Source organism: Leptospira venezuelensis (genome assembly GCF_002150035.1).
GTDB classification, from domain to species: Bacteria; Spirochaetota; Leptospiria; order Leptospirales; family Leptospiraceae; genus Leptospira_B; species Leptospira_B venezuelensis.
The window spans coordinates 878077-896129 of sequence record NZ_NETS01000011.1; the positions used below are offsets into that span (position 1 = coordinate 878077).

Annotated in this window: 13 protein-coding genes; 9 read left to right on the forward strand and 4 right to left on the reverse strand. The window is 38.5% G+C overall.

What is annotated here, in order from left to right; translation table 11 throughout:
- Nucleotides 1-120: 120 nt before the first annotated feature.
- Nucleotides 121-2163, reverse strand: coding sequence for a PP2C family protein-serine/threonine phosphatase (locus B1C82_RS20210; RefSeq protein WP_234008331.1), 2043 nt, complete (start codon nt 2161-2163; stop codon nt 121-123).
- 193 nt (nt 2164-2356) lie between these two features.
- Between B1C82_RS20210 and B1C82_RS20215 the strand changes: the two genes are divergently transcribed.
- From B1C82_RS20215 to B1C82_RS20245, 7 genes are all read left to right on the forward strand, one after another.
- Nucleotides 2357-3406 carry a sulfate ABC transporter substrate-binding protein gene (locus B1C82_RS20215; protein ID WP_086449321.1) on the forward strand — a complete coding sequence of 350 codons (1050 nt, stop codon included), beginning with the start codon at nt 2357-2359 and terminating at the stop codon, nt 3404-3406.
- Nucleotides 3407-3511: 105 nt separating this feature from the next.
- Complete coding sequence (cysT, locus tag B1C82_RS20220; RefSeq protein ID WP_086449322.1) at nt 3512-4339, forward strand: sulfate ABC transporter permease subunit CysT; 828 nt, start codon at nt 3512-3514, stop codon at nt 4337-4339.
- Nucleotides 4336-5220 carry a sulfate ABC transporter permease subunit CysW gene (cysW, locus tag B1C82_RS20225; RefSeq protein WP_086449323.1) on the forward strand — a complete coding sequence of 295 codons (885 nt, stop codon included), beginning with the start codon at nt 4336-4338 and terminating at the stop codon, nt 5218-5220. The genes cysT and cysW overlap by 4 nt, the downstream gene beginning before the upstream one ends.
- 9 nt (nt 5221-5229) lie before the next feature.
- On the forward strand, nt 5230-6303 hold the full coding sequence (locus B1C82_RS20230; protein ID WP_086449324.1) for a sulfate/molybdate ABC transporter ATP-binding protein: 1074 nt from the start codon (nt 5230-5232) through the stop codon (nt 6301-6303).
- Nucleotides 6304-6408: 105 nt separating this feature from the next.
- Nucleotides 6409-7425, forward strand: coding sequence for a DUF4384 domain-containing protein (locus B1C82_RS20235; protein ID WP_086449325.1), 1017 nt, complete (start codon nt 6409-6411; stop codon nt 7423-7425).
- A gap of 61 nt (nt 7426-7486) precedes the next feature.
- On the forward strand, nt 7487-8374 hold the full coding sequence (locus B1C82_RS20240; RefSeq protein ID WP_086449326.1) for a prohibitin family protein: 888 nt from the start codon (nt 7487-7489) through the stop codon (nt 8372-8374).
- Nucleotides 8375-8397: 23 nt separating this feature from the next.
- Complete coding sequence (locus B1C82_RS20245; protein WP_086449327.1) at nt 8398-10581, forward strand: caspase family protein; 2184 nt, start codon at nt 8398-8400, stop codon at nt 10579-10581.
- A 7-nt stretch (nt 10582-10588) separates the two neighbouring features.
- Here B1C82_RS20245 and lfb1 read toward each other — a convergent pair whose 3' ends face one another.
- Both lfb1 and B1C82_RS20255 read right to left on the reverse strand, forming a co-directional pair.
- A complete protein-coding gene (gene lfb1, locus B1C82_RS20250; RefSeq protein ID WP_086449328.1) occupies nt 10589-10948 on the reverse strand; it encodes an LIC10280 family protein in 360 nt (119 codons plus the stop codon).
- Between the two features lie 99 nt (nt 10949-11047).
- Nucleotides 11048-14284, reverse strand: coding sequence for a carboxyl transferase domain-containing protein (locus B1C82_RS20255; protein ID WP_086449329.1), 3237 nt, complete (start codon nt 14282-14284; stop codon nt 11048-11050).
- 199 nt (nt 14285-14483) lie between these two features.
- Here B1C82_RS20255 and B1C82_RS20260 point away from each other — a divergent pair, with 199 nt between their 5' ends.
- Nucleotides 14484-15629 (forward strand): TauD/TfdA family dioxygenase, encoded by a 1146-nt coding sequence (locus B1C82_RS20260; protein WP_086449330.1) that lies wholly within the window; start codon nt 14484-14486, stop codon nt 15627-15629.
- A gap of 84 nt (nt 15630-15713) precedes the next feature.
- On the opposite strand, the gene B1C82_RS20265 is transcribed toward B1C82_RS20260, so the two are convergent.
- Nucleotides 15714-16631, reverse strand: coding sequence for a LysR family transcriptional regulator (locus tag B1C82_RS20265; protein ID WP_086449331.1), 918 nt, complete (start codon nt 16629-16631; stop codon nt 15714-15716).
- A gap of 148 nt (nt 16632-16779) precedes the next feature.
- Here B1C82_RS20265 and B1C82_RS20270 point away from each other — a divergent pair, with 148 nt between their 5' ends.
- On the forward strand, nt 16780-17694 hold the full coding sequence (locus B1C82_RS20270; RefSeq protein WP_086449332.1) for an NAD(P)/FAD-dependent oxidoreductase: 915 nt from the start codon (nt 16780-16782) through the stop codon (nt 17692-17694).
- The last annotated feature ends 359 nt before the right edge of the window (nt 17695-18053 follow it).

Consider the following 18053-nt stretch of genomic DNA (forward strand, 5'->3'; position numbering starts at 1 on the left):
GGGATCCATTCTTAAAAGTATGAACCCGTTCACCTTCTCTCTAACCATGATTTTCGGGGTCCAATACAATAAAACTAGAAAACGATCCAATATTCCCGAAAGAAGAAATGTTTTACTGAGTTAGGAACGTTGGTCTTCTATTCCTAAGACTAGTATATCGTCTTTTGGTTCTGAACTTCCTAAAAATCTGAAAAGATCTTCCTGGATGCCGCTTAATAATTCTTCTAAACTTTGAGAGTCTCCAGTTCTCAATGAAGCCAATACTCTTTCGATTCCGTAAAAATCTCCAGGCAATCTGGAAGATTCAGAAAGTCCGTCCGTAAAACAAAGTATTCTAAAACCTGGAGTGAGTAATATTTCCTTATCTTCGAAATGGAAATTTTCTAAAAGACCTACTAACGGGTTTTCGCATTCGATAATATGTTCTTCGTCTTTTGTCTGGACTAAAACGGGAGGAGATCCTGCCAAAGAAAGAGTAAGTTTTTTGCCGTCAGGAGAAATTTCCAAAATGGATGCGGAGAAGAATGTGGACACCTTTCCGTATTTACCATGGAATTGGGAGCCTATCTCAGAGAGTAGTTTTCCGGGACTTTCTTCTTTTAACCTTAAGTCTTCGTAAACACTTCGGATCAGTATTGTAATGAGTGCTGCTTGTATCCCATGCCCAGTTGCATCCGCTAAAAAGATACGGATCTTTCCGTTAGGCAATTCGACGAGATCATAAAGATCGCCCCCTACTTCCGCTAAAGGTTTATGTAAAATCCCAAAGTTGATCTTTCCGATCTTCTTTGCAGAAGTATCTTCTAAATTTAAGAGTCCCTTTTGGATCTCTCTTGCAACATTCAGATCGTTTTGGATGAGACGAAGTGCATTTCTGAGTTGTTTGGTCCTTTCTTCTACCCTTCTTTCCAAATTCCTGGAAAGATCCAAAAGTCTATCTAAACTTTCAGAACTTCGAATAGATAGAAATACGGATTGTGCGACTATAAATACGAATGCACCAATATTTGTAAAATAACCTGTATCAAGATAAAAGGTCGCGTATAGAATATCGTGGATCATAGCAGCATACACGAATATAAAACCTGCCAGAATAATAAGTGCACCTTTTCTTCTTCTTAAAGCAGCTTTAGTGAGGGAGAATAATCCGAGAGTCCCTGCAAGAAACGCCACCAGATAATAGACAGTAATAGTGAAAGTGAATATTCTTACTGGGAATACTAAAACTACTATACAAGCGCCGATTGCGATCCACCAAACCAGATCCACAAGAATTCGTTTTAATTCCCTCGGGAAAACAGAAAGTATATAACTTAAAAAAACAGGGATGGCAAGGTAGAACGTTACATATTCTATTCTAACATAGTGGTGGTATTTTAGAAAATCAAGATATTCAGAAATGATTCTTGTGCCTGAAAAAAGCCCCCTTGCCGCCATGATCACGCAATAAGTACCAAAATACATGGAGGCGGCTTCTCCCCTTCTCACTACTGCATAAATAAGATGTAATAGACCTATGCAGAAAAGTCCTCCAGCTAAGAATAGATCCAAAAATCTTTCCGCATTCCAGGTTTTCTCCACAGTGGAGGCGGTTCCAAATCGAATAGGTGCCCAAAAACCTCCTAGTCTATGGTCCCTATTCGCAATCTGCATGTCTATCGTCAGATCTTCTCCGTCAGGAGTGAACTTCACGAGCTTATTACACCATGCAGGTTTGACTTCAAAAATGGTAATATCTGAAGAAGAAGAAAATTCAACTTCTCCGCAAGAAGCTAATAGTTTGCCATTCACATATAAGAAGTAGGAAGAACTTTGCTCTTGTAAGATAAATGCAAGTTCTCCATAATTTCGATTTAGTTTAAGTGCAAGTTCGTAGGTTCCGTAACCTTCTCCGAGTCTAGACCCGTTCTTTCCGTTCCAAGAAGAAGGTACACTCACTACCTCATATGAGTTCTGACTTTCTAATCCGGAACTTTTCCAATACAACCATCTGAATTTCCAAAGCCCTGAAAGTAAGATTGGCCCCTGTTCTTCCAGATCATAATTTTTTAACTCGAGCACCCCTTGGACTATAGCAGGATTTTCCACCTTTGCTGAGGACTCGGAACATCCTGAGAAAAAGAATGGGGAAAGGATTAGAGTTAAGAAGAAGGCCTTTTTCATTTTTTAGAAAATCCGCTTTAAACCGAAGTCTGAAGGATCGAATCAAAAAAGCGTTCAAAATAGGAAAAAAATGTTCTAAAATATAAAACCCTTCTTGACAAAAAGAAGGGCATTCCGACTATAACAGATAAATATCCAATTTATTGGATAAAAATTCCGAGTTATCGTCGGAAGGGACGTAAAAGTGAACCTTATGAAAGCAAAATCTGATCATTCTATACTACGATCAATTACCAAAGGAATCGGCGCTCTGGCTTTAACCGCTATCTTCTCCTTATCCGCATATGCGAACGATACCCTATTAAACGTTTCTTTCGACCCAACCAGGGAGCTTTACGAAGAAATTAATAAGAAGTTCATTGAGTCTTGGAAGAAGAAGTCTGGCAAAGACCTTACCATCCAACAATCCCATGGCGGATCCGGAAAACAAGCGAGAGCCGTAATCGATGGATTAGAAGCCGATGTAGTAACTCTGGCACTTGCTTATGATATCGATAGCATCGTTACAAACGGTGGATCCGTTTCCAAAGATTGGGAGAAAGCTTTCCCGAACCATTCTACTCCATACTACTCTACTATCGTATTCTTAGTTAGAAAAGGAAATCCTAAAGCGATCAAAGATTGGGACGATGTTGTAAAACCAGGAATTGGAGTAATTACACCAAACCCTAAAACTTCAGGCGGGGCTCGTTGGAATTATTTAGCAGCTTGGGGATTTGCGAAGAAAAAATACAAAACGGAAGAAAAGGCGATCGAGTTCGTGAAAAACCTCTACAAGAACACTTCCGTTCTGGACACGGGTGCCAGAGGATCTACGACGACATTCGTTCAAAGAGGAATCGGTGATGTTCTTCTTGCTTGGGAAAATGAAGCAGAACTTGCTCTATCCGAGTCTAGAAAAGCAAATGGTGGAACAGCTCAATTTGAAGTGGTTTATCCAAGCACAAGTATCCTTGCAGAAACTCCTGTAGCTATCGTTGAAAAAGTTGCTACTAAAAAAGGAACCACTGAAATAGCAAAAGCTTACTTGGATTTCTTATACACTAAAGATGGCCAAGAAATCATCGCGAAACATTTCTTCCGCCCGAATGATGCAGCAATTCTAAAAGCGAATGTTGCTAAATTCCCTAAACTTCAATTATTCGATGTAAGAAGTATTGAAGGTTCTTGGGCGGCAGCTCACAAAAAACATTTCGCTGATGGTGGTCTTTTCGACTCCATCTATGGCGAAGCTAAAAAGTAAGTAGGAACTACAACTGACCACTTACAAAAAGGGAGCCGCCTCAGGGCGGCTCTTGGTTTGACGAAATAGAGCGTTTCTCAAGAATCGACTCAAAGGGTTTCCCGTTTGAAACTAATTTTTCGTCCTTATTCTAAAACAAGCTTTGGCCTCTCTTTAGGACTCACAGTCTTCTACCTTAGCCTTCTAGTCATCATTCCATTATCTGCATTATTTTTTAAATCTGCGACCTTAGGAGTTTCAGGACTTTGGGAAGTTTTTTCAGAAGATCGGATCCAGCAAGCTTTGTATTTAAGTTTTGGAGCTGGCGGAGTTGCAGCCATAATCAATCTATTTGTGGGATTTTTATTCGCCTGGGTACTAGTTCGTTATAATTTCCCTGGTAAAAAAATCTTAGATTCACTTGTGGATCTTCCTTTTACTCTTCCAACAGCGGTTGCAGGGATTGCACTTACCACAATTTATGCTCCCAACGGTTTTATCGGTAAATATCTTACGCCATATGGGATCAAGATCGCATACACTCCTATCGGGATTGTGATCGCTTTAGTATTCATCGGATTCCCTTTCGTAGTCAGAACAGTACAACCAATCTTAGAAGATCTTCCTAAAGAATTGGAAGAAAGTGCTTATTGTTTGGGAGCAAGTAGATTCCAAACATTTACAAAAGTTATTTTACCTGAATTAATTCCTTCTCTACTTGCAGGAACCAGTATGGCGTTTGCAAGAGGGATAGGAGAATACGGATCGGTAGTTTTTATCTCAGGAAACCTTCCAGGTAAAACTGAAATTCTTCCGTTACTCATAGTTACCAAGTTGGAACAGTATGAATATGCAAAAGCAACTGGGATTGCAGTTTTGATGTTGGTTCTTTCGTTTACGATTATGTTTGGGATCAACTATCTTCAAAACAGAGCTTCTAGGAGACTTGGATGAAAGAAACAGAATCCGTTTGGATCCGCTTGGCTTTGATCTTTTCGGTCTTAGTTCTTGCATTCATTATCCTAATCCTACCCATCACCGTGGTCTTTTTAGAAGCGTTTGCCCAAGGTTGGGAGGCGTATTTACAAGGATTACAAGACAGTGATACAATTGCTGCAATGTTAATGACATTGAAAGTAGCTGGGATTGCAGTTCCTTTGAACACAGCATTCGGATTAACCGCTGCATTTCTTTTAACCAGATTTGAATTTCCTGGTAAAAACATTCTGCTTACGATCATAGATTCTCCTTTTGCAGTTTCTCCTGTAATTTCTGGACTGATCTTCCTATTACTTTTTGGAAAACAGGGTTGGATGGGAGATATATTAGAAGAATGGAATATTAAAATTGTATTCAATACTCCAGGACTTGTGATCGCAACCGTATTTATCACACTTCCATTTGTTGCAAGAGAATTGATCCCACTCATGCAAAGCCAGGGAAAAGAAGAAGAGGAAGCAGGTATTTTACTGGGTGCCTCTCTCTACCAAACCTTTATCAAAATTATTATCCCAAATATTAAATGGGGACTTTTATACGGACTCATACTTTGTAATGCAAGGGCCATGGGCGAATTCGGAGCAGTTTCCGTTTTGTCCGGACATATTCGAGGAAAGACGAATACCCTTCCTTTACAGATAGAAATGTTATATAACGAGTACAACTCAGTTGGGGCATTTTCAGCTGCATCAGTACTCGTATTTCTTTCCTTACTTACCTTACTCTTAAAAACAATTTTAGAAAGAAATCTTCATCGCAAAGAAGAAATAGAGATCCCAGAAACAACCGGTCTCGGAAAAGAAAATAATACAAATGTTCAGGTTTCCAAATCCTAGGAGAATAGAATGTCTATTGAAATTCGAAATGTAAGCAAACGATTCGGAAAATTCCAGGCCTTGGACCATGTAGACCTGACTATCCCGGACGGAAATCTAGTAGCATTATTAGGACCTTCCGGAAGTGGAAAGACCACACTTCTCAGGATCATCGCAGGATTAGATACTCCTGACGAGGGAGAAGTATTATTCAACGGAGAAAAATCTAAATCCAAAAGTTCAAAAGATAGAGGAGTTGGATTCGTGTTCCAACATTATGCTCTCTTCCGTCACATGACGATTTTTGAAAATATTGCATTTGGTTTAAAAGTCCGCCCAAGATCTACAAGACCTTCTAAAGTAGAGATCCAAGAGAAAGTATTCCAACTTTTGAAATTGGTTCAGTTGGAAAATTTCCATGCAAGATTTCCTTTCGAATTATCCGGAGGGCAAAGACAAAGGGTGGCTTTAGCAAGAGCCTTGGCAATCGAACCTAAATTTTTACTTTTGGACGAACCTTTCGGAGCCTTGGATGCAAAAGTAAGAAAGGAATTACGCACCTGGCTGAGAAGACTTCATGATGAGATCCATATTACAAGCGTGTTTGTAACTCATGACCAGGAAGAAGCATTAGAAGTTAGCGATTCCATAGTCATCTTAAGATCCGGAAAGATAGAACAGATAGGCACTCCCGACGAAGTTTATAATAAACCTAAAACACCTTTCGTTTTCCACTTTTTAGGAGATGTAAACCTATTCCACGGAAGGATCCACGAAGGAACCGCAAAGATAGGCGATATAGATGTAGCGACTCCAGAACATTCGGACGTGGTGGACAAAGAAGGAGTCGCCTACGTTAGGCCCTATGATGTGGAAATTTCCAGAACTTCTACCCAAGGGATTCCTGCGGAGATCCAATATATTCATTCTACAGGTAGAAATGTAAGAATAGAATTAAAACGTTTGGATTCCGGAACTTTAATTGAATCCTTATTGGACCAATCAAGTTTTAAAGAATTAAATCTATTACCAGGTGAAACAGTTTATCTCAGGATCAAAAAAGCAAAAGTATATGTAGAATATATGGAAGATTTTTCGATCTAGTCGGAATTTTTCGGACTTTGGAGTAAAATCTATGTCTGAAAAGGTCCTAAGAGGGAATAGCTTAAAAACAAAGTTAAGAACTATTTCCCTTAGGAGAGATTTTTCATGATAACACCTTTTTCTGTCCGGGAGACTAAACTAACCGGGACCGAAAGAAGGATCTCTCTCAGGCATCTGGTTTTTCCTTTTTTTCTCCTTTCACTTTATTGTTTTACTCCGTCTTCCAAAGAGCAGGCTACTCCAGCCAGGGCGATTCCGGAGGCGGAGTTAAAACATTTTCCATCTTTTTTGGAAAAATACAATTTAGCCCTGGTTTCTCCCGAAAACTTTCCTGAAAGTATAGAAGATGATCTAAAGGAGATCCTACTCAGATCCGAAAGAGCAAGTATCGTAGATAGAAAAAAAACGGCAGATGCTCTAAACGAACTTTCATTACAACAAACCGGAATTACAGATAAGAATAACTCCCTTCGTTTAGGGAAAATTCTATCCGTTCAAAAACTGATCTACCTAAAAGAACAGAACGGAAGATATTCTCTGGAATTATTAGATATAGAAACATCAAAATCTGAATTCCTACGCAGTTTTAAACGAGAAGGCTCCGAAAAAGTTTTTAATGAACTCACGGGTTACCTTACCCAAAACCTTTTATTAAAAAATTTAAACGGGTTAAAACCGAAAAATAAAAATATCAAAATCGAATTAAGTTCTTCAAAGTCCAATTACCATACGAACGAACCAGTTCAATTTACAGTTCGTAGTTCTGAAGATTGTTATATTTATTTAATACTTTTACAAAGTGACGGAGAAACTCTACTCCTGTTCCCGAATTCATATAATTCTAATAATTTCCTCAGATCAAATACAGATCTCTTGGTTCCTGATGGAAAAACCGGTTATATTCTCGCCGCAGGAGAACCTTACGGAAAAGATTCGATTAAAGTAATCGCGAGCAAGTCTCAACTAAATCTTTTTCAAACAAAACCTTATGGAGATTCTCCTTTTGGAAAGATTGAAAGGCCATTTGAATCCGTTAGTCGCGGTATTAAACTAATCCAAACAAATGTCGCGGATGGGGAATGGAATATAGCCGAAACGGAGATAATTACGAAAGAAAATTAGGGACTGAAACTTTCCGAAAGAGACTCGGGTCCATAAAGAAGTAAACAATAGGAGCGATAAAATGTTTAAGAAAATTCTAATGCTCTTCTTAACCTTCTTGAGTGTAACACTTACACAAGCCTGTATAACGATTGAACCGGGTAAAGCTGGGTTGATATTCGACGCATTTGGGGAGGGACTTCAAAAAGATGTCCTAACTGCGGGAACTTACAATTTTAACCCATTTACAAAAACAATTATCGAATATAATTTACAGTGGGAACCATATAAGGAAAAAATAGATGTAATCACACGAGATGATCTTCAAATCGATGTGGTTGCGTCCATCACGATTCGTCCTCTACCTTCTCAATTAGTAAGTTTACATAATGAAGTCGGAACAAGTTATTATGCTCATGTGGTTCGACAAGATTTCAGAACTTCCGTAAGGAATGCATTCACAAACTATCCGATGATCCAAATCTCCAAAAACAATCAAAAGATCGTTTCGGAGATAAAAGACATGATGGTAGACAAGCTCAGCTCTCGCCATATAGAGATTAATAACGTAAATATCGACGATATCTCATTTAGCTCTCAGATCATGGATGCGATCCAGAAAAAACTCACAAAAGAGCAAGAATTGGAAACGATGAAATTCGAAATCGCAATCCAGAAAAAGGATAATGAGATCGCAAGGATGAATGCACAAAGAGATGCTGAAATCATCGCTATTAAAGCAAAAGCGGACTCGGATGCTATAAAGATCATAAACGAATCCCTTTCACAAAAATACATCCAATACAAAGCATACGATAATCCTCAGAATAAATTGATCTTCGTGCCTTTGGGAAAAGACGGTCTCCCTGTTTCCGTAAGAATGAATTTCAACGACTCTATGTCGGATGAAACTCATAAACCTGCACCAAGTTCCCATAAAAAAGGAACGATAAGTTCGAACGGTAATTAAACCCTAAGGATAAAAGTACATCCATGAGGATCTTTCTAATTATAGTATGTTCGGTTCTAAGTTTTGGGCTGATTGCGGACGAATTAAAATTTCATCCAAGCTGGAAAGAATCCTCAGGGGTTATCACCTTTACTGACCTAGGAGATGGAAGAATTGCAAGTGCCCTAGAAAACAAAACAATTCTTGTGTGGAGTCTATCCGATCGAAAATATAAAGTTTTCTCTTCCAATACCTCCATCGTTTCCACTATTGCTCACTCTCCTAAATCGGGAAGATTGGTATACCAGTCCGATGAGAGTAGAATTAAGATACTTTCTGCAAATCTCGAGACCTGGGCAGATTTTCCGGATTCATTAGCCTCCGTTTCTTCTTTCGATTTTTCTCCGGACGGACTGAGTCTAGCTTCTGGAGATGAGAATGGAAAAGTAAGAATACGCGATACTAAAGGAAAACCTAAATCCTATTTTTACGCGCATAATGATCCTGTTACCGCAGTACAATTTACTCCAGATGGAAAATACATAATCACATCCAGCGAAGACGGCCAAAGTATATTATGGACGAGAGAAGGAACAAAGATTAAAATTCTAGAAACTAGACAGAGTCCCATTTTATGCGCTAAAATTTCCCCAGATGGAACGAAACTTATCTCTGGAGGAGATGATGGAAAAATAAAAGAAATTGATATACTAACAGGAAAAATCAGTGATTTGGGAAGGCATACATCTTCCGTTCGTTCTTTATCATATTCAAAAAATGGAAAATATATTTTAAGCGCTTCGGAAGATCTTACCGCTAAGATCTGGGATTCCAAAGGTAATCTTAAGAACACTTTTACAGGACATTCGGATACTGTGAACAAGGCATTATTCATTAACGACGAAAAACAAGTTTTGACTGGAAGTGACGACGGAACTCATAAAATATTCGACCTAAATGGAAAGGAACTTGCGAATATAGTTTTAACTGATAAAGGTAAGGTAGTTTTTGATCCGAAAGGAAGATTCGATTACGATTCAGAAACCTTAGAAAGTTATTTTTATTTCAATTCCGAAGAAGAAGAATTACACTTTGGAGCAGAGACTTTCTATAATATTTTCTTTTCTCCCGGCCTGATCCATAAAATTTTCAAAGGTGATTCGGAAAATCAAGCAAGCGTATCAGATCTCTTACATACTTCTCCTCCGCCAAAAATAGAACTTGAGTTAGTTCCATCCGAGGACAAAAAATCAGTCTTTTTAAATGTGAAAGTCTGCGACGAAGGAGGTGGGATCGGTGATTTGAATCTATATCATAACGATTCCTTAATTCTATCCGAAACATCAAGATCAGTACGTATAGTTTCTCAAGACCATTGTATTCGCAAAACATATACTCCCGAACTTTCTCCCGGAGAGAATCATTTCAGAATCTCCGGTTCCAGTAAAGCCGGCCTATTAAGTTATTCCAAAGTACATTCCTTTTATAAACCGTTTTCTTCGGAAAGATTACCCAAATTACATTTAATCCTTTTAGCGGTTGACGATTACCAAGGAAAACAAATGGATCTGAAATATGCGGTTAAAGATGCGATCGCAGTTTCTTCTTCTCCTGCATTCAAAAAACAAAATATATTTTCTTCGACAGAAACGTATTCTGCCTATGATCGTGAGGCGGACAAAAAAGGGATCCTGTCAACCTTTCAAGAAGTTTCAGAGAAAGCGAATCCTGAAGACTTAGTTTTTATATTTATTGCGGGGCACGGGACCAATAAGAACGAAAAATTCTATTTTCTCACTTCTGGCTTCGATCCAGAGAATCCTGATCTAGAAAAGTCAGGATTCAGTCAGGAGGAATTCGTTTTAGCAGTTTCTAAAATTAAAGCGACTCGCAAACTTTTGATGTTTGATACCTGCGATTCAGGAGGAGAATGGACTACTCAATTTAAAGAATTGGGAAACCTGGCAAAATCAGCAGGCCTTTATGTAATGTCCTCCACTTCTGAAAAAGAAGAAGCCTATGAATCTTCTGCTTTAGAACATGGGGTCTTTACAACTGCAGTATTAGAAGGACTACAAGGTAAGGCATTGACTAATGGAAAAATAACCGCGTCCAGTTTGATTGCTTATATAAATCTAAGGGTTCCGGAGATAGCAAAGTCTATTGTGAAAAAAGAACAGTATCCCTACTCTTCTCAAAGAGGTAGGGATTTTGTGATCTCCGAATAGGAAAATTTTATTTTGTTAGGATTTCTGTACCTGTTCCATTTCCCCAAGTACCTTCTAATCGATTTCCACCGTTCTTAACAGTATAGATCACTGGATAAGTATCACCCCAATCTACTGTTAAAGTGCTTCCACTCAAAGTGCCTGTTCCAGAAAAACTATTTCCTACAGACCATTCGAAATTATAGGAGCCATCCTCGTTCAAAGTGATCGTTACACTTCCCTTGTATTTACTTCCATTCGGATTTGTACCCGTTACTTTATACGTTCCATATACATTCGAAGTTTGAGCACTCAAATAAGAGAAGGAAACGGTCAAAGCGATCACGGTGAATAAAGCGATAATTTTTGCTTTAGGGTTTCTCAACATGAATACCTCCCAGGTGAGAGGAAAATAGAAACACAGATCCGGATCTAATCAAGATCTTTATAGGAACTTAGAAAACATTTATTTCCAACTGGGGTCTCTCTAAAGACAAGAATTGTAACCTCGAACAATCCATTTTCTGGATTCTGCGGGGTCGATCACTGCGTCTATTTCCAGATAGGAAGCCATATTGAGCGCCTTTCCTCTTTCGTAAGCCTCAGAAACCAGACGTTCAAATAAAACTTGTCTCTCTTGCCAATCTTTCACTTCTGAAAGTTCTTTTTGGTAACCAGTTCTAATTTCTCCTTCGATTCCCATTGCTCCAAATTCTCCCGTTGGCCATGAAATAGTAAATACAGGAGAATGAAAACTTCCGGCTGCCATTGCCATTGCGCCCAAACCATAACCTTTCCTGAGAATAATAGTAAACACGGGAACCTGTAAAGATGCTCCCGCTTCAAAAAGTTTTGCGGCTTTACGAACTAATCCCTTTTTCTCTGCCTCAGGCCCTACCATGAATCCAGGTGTATCGCAAAGAAATAATATAGGAAGTTTGTTTAAGGAGCAAAATTCTGCAAACTCGGAAGCCTTATCCGCTCCTTCTGCATCAATCGCTCCGCCAAGATAAGTCGGATTATTTGCAATCAAACCTAATGGTTTTCCTTCAATTCGAATCAAGGAAGTGACGATTCCTTTCGCAAAATCTTTTTTAAACTCCAAAACGGAATCAGTATCTGCCAAAGAAAAAATGATAGAACGAATCTCGTAGGATCTTAAGCGGTTTTCAGGAATTAAAGTCCTTAGAATTTTCTGATCGTTATATTCAAATTTTTTGATATTCCCTTGAAAATAAGAAAGAGCCTTTTTAGCGGTAAAGACAGCCTCTTCTTCATTCTTTACCAAGATATCAATTACACCGTTTTTGGTTTGGACCTCTGCTGGACCAATATCTTCGGCGGAAAAATTACCGAGCCCTCCACCTTTAACCATCACAGGCCCACCCATTCCAATATTAGAATCTTCTGTTGCGATCCTAATATCACTAGCTCCGAATAATGCAGCGTTTCCTGCGAAACATCTTCCCGCAGCGATTGCTATCCTTAAACTTTTTCCTTTTAAACCTGCATATTTACGAAAAGTATGCAGATCTAAACCAGCAACTGCAGGTACGTCCACCTCTCCAGGTCGACCTCCCCCACCTTCTGTAAAGAATACCAAAGGAAGTTTTTGGCTTTCTACCATTTCTAAAAATCGGTCTGTCTTTTTATGATTCATTGCACCTTGTGTTCCCATAAAAACTGTATAATCATAAGCTAATACAGAAACTCTCGCTAAATGAGGTTCAAATAATTCTGCGTTCACCGTACCAAGACCAGCAATAAGTCCATCTGCGGGACTCAGTTTAATCAATTCTTCAAGAGACCTTCTTCTTCTTTGAGCTGCAATGGCAAGACTTCCGTATTCTACAAAACTTCCTGGATCACAGAGATCCGCCACATTCTCCCTTGCTGTCCTTTGTCCCCTTTTATGGCGTTTAGAAACTGCCTGTTGCCTGGAAACATCTTCGTTCAAAAGGTAACGATCTAAAACTTCCTTCAAGTCGGGACGAATTCGATTTGGATCGATTTCTTCTTCATTCTGATAGGAAGAATATTCCAAATCTTCTGGTCTGATCCAAACAAGTGTTTCTCCTTCTGAAATAACCTTTCCAGGTTGAGTCAAAACTTTTTCTATAATCCCGGTAACCTCTGAATGCAATAGATGTTCCATCTTCATGGAAGAAAGAAGTGCAATCTTTTCCCCTTTCCGAATAGCTTCTCCTTCTTTAGGATAAATATCGATAAGACTCCCAGTCATTGGAGAATGGAAAGAAACCAATCCTTCCGGAATTTTTTCTTTTATTTTAGAATTTTCTAAATTATCATTCTCACCCTGGTCAAAATTATATTTTTTATGGTCTGTTAACGGAATGTTAAGAAGCGCAGAGATATTTTCCTCTATAAACTTTGTCCAAACAGAATACGATTCTAGTTCCTTTCTTTTGAATACATTTAGAAGAAGTGGAAGATTTGTTTTGATACCTTCTATCCTAAATTCGGATAATGCACGATATGCAGAATGGATGAGTTTAGAAAAATCTATATACTTAGAATGAATGATCAATTTCGCAAGTAGGGAATCAAAATTAGGTCCAACTTCGTATCCGGAATAAGCGGAACTATCCACCCTGATACCTGGACCAGAACTAGGTTCGAATACTTTTATCTTCCCGGAAGAAGGAAGGACCTCTCCTTTCTGATCCCAGGTTTCAGCGTTGATCCTAATTTGGATTGCATAACCTTTTGGAAACTCTAGATTTTTCTGATCTAATCCGATCTCTTGGAAAGATCTCCCGGAAGCAATCTCCAACTGAGCTTTTACCAGATCAACTCCAGTGATTTCCTCGGTGATTGTATGTTCTACCTGTAATCGAGGATTAGATTCTATAAAAAAGATCTCCGAATCAGGACCGATCAAAAATTCAAAAGTACCTAAACTTTTATAAGAAAGATGAGAAGCAATCTTCAAAGAATAAGAGATAATCTTTTCTCGAAGCCTTGGCTCCAAAAGAGGAGCAGGTGCGACCTCTATCAATTTTTGATTTTTTCTTTGGAGCGAACAATCTCTATCCCAAAAATGAAGGAGCTTACCGGAACCATCTCCTAAGATCTGGACCTCTACATGTCTAGCAATAGGTAGATATTTCTCTGCATATAAATTAGGATTTCCAAATGAATGCAGTGCTTCTTCTGAACAACTCTTGAACTTCGTTTCTAATTCTTCTAAGTTGTTTATGATGCGGATTCCTCTTCCCCCTCCTCCGGAGATCGCTTTCAAAAGGAATATTCCATTTTTAGAATGGAATTCTCTTGCTTCTTTTAGATCGATTACCTTACGAAGTCCTGGCACGGTAGGAACTCCTAAAGATTCAGCGAGTAAGACTGCCTTCAATTTATCGCCTAAGATCTCAAGTGTCTTGGAACCCGGGCCTACGAATTTGATTTTTGAATCTTCACATCTTTTAGCGAAGTCTGAATTCTCGCTTAAAAATCCATAACCTGGATGAATAGAATCGCAACCTTGTCTCTGTGCAATGGAAAGTATCTCTTCCTGGTCTAAATAAGCTTTTACACCTTTTCCTTTGAGCAAAACAGATGAATCGCTCGCTAACCTATGCCTGGAATTTGAATCGTCTTCTGAATATATGGAGACTGTAGGAACTCCTAACACTGAGGCTGCTCTTGCGATCCGGATGGCAACTTCTCCCCGATTTGCTATCAATAATTTGGATAATTTCATAAGTTGGAGGAAGTTTTGTGAGAAAGGCCTTCAGGTCGATCCAGTTTCCGAGCCACCTCTAAATTTTGAACAAATGCACATTATAATGTGCATTTGCATAAATCATTATCCATAATAACGATTTTTATTCCAATATATTAGACATACGAATCGAAACGGCTAAATGGTTTCGCTGAAGTGGTTTTTAAGGGGAATCCATATGTCTACGATTAGTCTTACTCGAACTTCAGGGAAGAAAAAGGCTCTGATCAAAAATGCAAATTTAGAAAAAAAGAAAACGAAGAACACCAAAACTTCGCAAGAAATTTCCAAAAGCCTGATCAAAGGTCTGAATCTTCCTATCATATATTCTCCTTCTTCTCCGGAGAAAGCAGATCTAAAATATCTAACCGATTGGATCAAAAAAAATCATAAAGAAATACAAAGAGATCTATTGATCTACGGGGCAATTCTATTCAGAGGTTTTAATATAGGTTCTTCCGAAAATTTCGAAAAGGTGGCTTTGAGCCTGGATTCCAATCTTTCGGAAGCATATTTGGGAACTTCTCCCAGAGATAAAAAAACAAAATTTGTTCATACTGCAAGTGAACTTCCTTCTGCTTATCCGATCATGCAACATGCTGAGATGAGTTTCCTAAATAAACCTCCTAAAAAACTTTTCTTTTACGCAAAGGTGGCTCCATCCAAAAACGGAGAAACTCCTATCACTGATCTGAGAACTGTTTTACGAGAGATGCCTTCCAATATTTCTAACAAAGTAGAAAAGCATGGGATCAAGTATATTCGTCATTATGATGGTCCAGGTGCTTCTCGTTATAGTCTATGGAAAACTAAACCTTGGAATGAAATGTTTAAGACTATAGATAAAAAAAAAGCGGAGAAGGAGATAAAAAACCAAAATTTTGAACATGAATGGCTGCCTGGAAATAAATTAAAATTAGTTAATTCTCAAGTTGGTATCAGAAAGCATCCAATTGCAGGTTCAAAAGCTTGGCATAACCATAGCCAAACATTTCATATAGATTCTCCTAGATTAGAATATAAATATGTTTTCAAAAGGCAAAAAACTTTGAGAGGGCTTGGAGTCTATTTGATCCTGAACTTTTTGACTGGAATCAAAAAGTTATTCAGCAAATCAGAAGATTTAGATGTTCATGCAACATACGGAGATGGCTCAGAAATTTCTAATAGAGATATTAAAACGATCATGAACATATTCTGGAAGAATATTCAAATTTTCTCATGGCAGAAGGACGATATTCTATACATAGATAATTATTCAGTTTCTCATGGAAGACTTCCATTTGTCGGTCCGAGAGAGATCCAAGTTGCCTGGACAGAGTAAAAAATTTGAATTAATACGTCTGAATCTTAGGTGGTCGTCAGGTTGCAAAATTTTACGCTATCGTCCTGGTCTTTATTTCTTTCGTTAAAGCCTCATTACATCCATGAGGCATTCTGCATGTTTGTTTTTTATAAAACTACTTTCAGAAACAAAACTTAAAAAAGTTTTTAATGAAGGGTTTTGATTTTCCTGAACGTAAAAAACGGAAACAGGTAAGTATAATTGTTTGATCGGAACAAATTTTGTATCAGCAGGCGCAAAATTCTGGGCACCTAAAATTGTTAAAGAAACTCCCCTACCAGTAGCAACCAAAATAGGACAACTTTCTCTTTCATTCTTTATATAAACCTTGGGCTTGATCCCACTTTGTTTAAAAAGAGAGGAGATCGTATCATAAAAACTTCCAGAGTCTTTTTTAGGATGTAATATAATCGTTTCGTCCTTTAATTCCTTAAACTCGATCTCTTCCCTTTTAGCAAGAGGATGTCTTTTAGGAACGAGAACACCGAGCACCTCGTCATGAACTGGATGTTTTTCCAAACGTGGATCAGGCACTTCTCCTTCTAAAAAGCAAATATCAAATTGAGCTGATTTTAAACCTTTGATAATTCTGTTTCGAGTCTCTTGCTGAAGCTGCAATTTAATCCGAGGAAAACGATCCTGAAATTCGTTGATAATCTGAGGTAAACTCGCCATAAAAGTAGTAGTAGAAAAACCTATGCTAAGACCTCCCGCTTTGAGTTTCCCGATCGAACGAACTTCTTTTTCGATTTTTTCCGCTTTAGCAATGATCTCCCTGCCTTCTTTTAATAGATGAACTCCCGCTCCGGTAAGCTTTACGTGCCTTGTAGTTCTCTCGAATAGTTTAGTAGAAAGTTCCTCTTCGAAAGAGGAGATCAATCTAGTCAAAGGAGGTTGGGATATTCCCAAAATTTCAGCGCTTTTCCTAAAATTCAATTCCTCTGCCACGACTATAAAAGATCTCAATTTAGATAAATCCATACAGTATTGATACCGAATTAGTATCAATTAATCAACTAAATTCGGAATAAAATCAAAAAATTCCGATTTTCTTTCAAATGTATTTACAACTTTAGGGATGGTAAAATTTCAATAATTAATATCATAAAAAATTCTCGAGGGGGATAACATGAGATTTGATTACGAAGTATTGATCATTGGCGGAGGCCCGGCAGGTCTCAGTGCGGCCTTAGCTTTGGGAAGAATGAGCAGAACTGCACTTGTATGCGACGATAATCGTCCAAGGAATGCGGCTTCTTCTCATCTAAATAATTTTCCGACCAGAGACGGGATCCACCCTGCCGAATGGAGAAAATTAGTCAGAAAGGATTTAGAAAAATATAATACGATCAACTTTTTTGAGGGAAGTGTTATATCAGTTGAAAATTCCGGATCAGGCTTTATTGCAAAATTATCGGCAGGCAAAACATTTAGTTTTAAAAAGGTTATTCTCGCATATGGAGTAGAAGATAAATATCTTTCGGTCCCAGGCTATAAAGAACTCTGGGGTAAATCCATTTTCCATTGCCCTTACTGCCATGGCTTTGAAGTGAAAGGTTCTAAGTTAGGACTAATCGGAAACGGAGATACGTTAGTCTATATGCTTCCCCTAATTTACGATCTGGCATCAGACTTAATTGTTTTTTCAAACGGAAAGGCAGAGCTTAAGGAAGAACAAAAAGAATTATTGAATAAGAAAAAAATCCGTTTAATAGAGAATAAGATCACCGGCTTTGCATATGAAGGAGATCAACTCAAATCAGTTAGTTTAGATAACGGAGAGAATATCGAAAGGACAGGTCTCTTTGCACTTCCGACTTTCCCGTTCAAATTAAAGTCCACAATCGGAGAGGAACTTGGCTGTGAAAAAGATCAGTTTGGCTTCTACAAAATCGGAGAAAGAGGAAAGACAAGTGTAGATGGAGTGTATGCTTGCGGAGACAACGCAAGTGGTGCTCATTCTGTTCTATTAGCTGCCGCTTCAGGTGGAATGGCAGGAGCAGGTATAGTTCACGAGTTGTTAAGCGAGAAATTTTTAGAATAACTCTGTAGGAATTCCAGCATGAATTTGAGCACAAAATTGGAGTTGAAGTTTAGGGAATTTTAGTATATGGGGTAAAGGCTTCTCCCACGGGCCCACCTCCTCCACCCGAACTTGGGCGGGGGCGGTCTCCTTATTCTGTAGGAGTTCCTACGGAAAAATCTCCAGACAAAGATCGATCTTTGCTCAGTTTGATTCTTTCGTTTGTTTGAATTATTAAGAAGAAGAGAAAAGACTCTTCGAAAACATATAGAGTAGCGTGACTCACCGAATTGTTACACCCCCAGCCCTTGCAAGCAAGGACTGGGTTTTCGTCGTTCTAAGCAAGCTTAGATTTTGATCTCCTTAAAAAGGAGGTGATC

Excerpts from the sequence above, each read along its gene's own strand:
- lfb1 (WP_086449328.1), bottom strand. The coding sequence starts at position 10,948 with ATGTTGAGAAACCCTAAAGCAAAAATTATCGCTTTATTCACCGTGATC.
- B1C82_RS20245 (WP_086449327.1), top strand. The coding sequence starts at position 8,398 with ATGAGGATCTTTCTAATTATAGTATGTTCGGTTCTAAGTTTTGGGCTG.
- B1C82_RS20210 (WP_234008331.1), bottom strand. The coding sequence starts at position 2,163 with ATGAAAAAGGCCTTCTTCTTAACTCTAATCCTTTCCCCATTCTTTTTC.
- B1C82_RS20240 (WP_086449326.1), top strand. The coding sequence starts at position 7,487 with ATGTTTAAGAAAATTCTAATGCTCTTCTTAACCTTCTTGAGTGTAACA.
- B1C82_RS20235 (WP_086449325.1), top strand. The coding sequence starts at position 6,409 with ATGATAACACCTTTTTCTGTCCGGGAGACTAAACTAACCGGGACCGAA.
- cysW (WP_086449323.1), top strand. The coding sequence starts at position 4,336 with ATGAAAGAAACAGAATCCGTTTGGATCCGCTTGGCTTTGATCTTTTCG.
- B1C82_RS20260 (WP_086449330.1), top strand. The coding sequence starts at position 14,484 with ATGTCTACGATTAGTCTTACTCGAACTTCAGGGAAGAAAAAGGCTCTG.
- B1C82_RS20270 (WP_086449332.1), top strand. The coding sequence starts at position 16,780 with ATGAGATTTGATTACGAAGTATTGATCATTGGCGGAGGCCCGGCAGGT.
- B1C82_RS20255 (WP_086449329.1), bottom strand. The coding sequence starts at position 14,284 with ATGAAATTATCCAAATTATTGATAGCAAATCGGGGAGAAGTTGCCATC.
- B1C82_RS20215 (WP_086449321.1), top strand. The coding sequence starts at position 2,357 with ATGAAAGCAAAATCTGATCATTCTATACTACGATCAATTACCAAAGGA.
- B1C82_RS20230 (WP_086449324.1), top strand. The coding sequence starts at position 5,230 with ATGTCTATTGAAATTCGAAATGTAAGCAAACGATTCGGAAAATTCCAG.
- B1C82_RS20265 (WP_086449331.1), bottom strand. The coding sequence starts at position 16,631 with ATGGATTTATCTAAATTGAGATCTTTTATAGTCGTGGCAGAGGAATTG.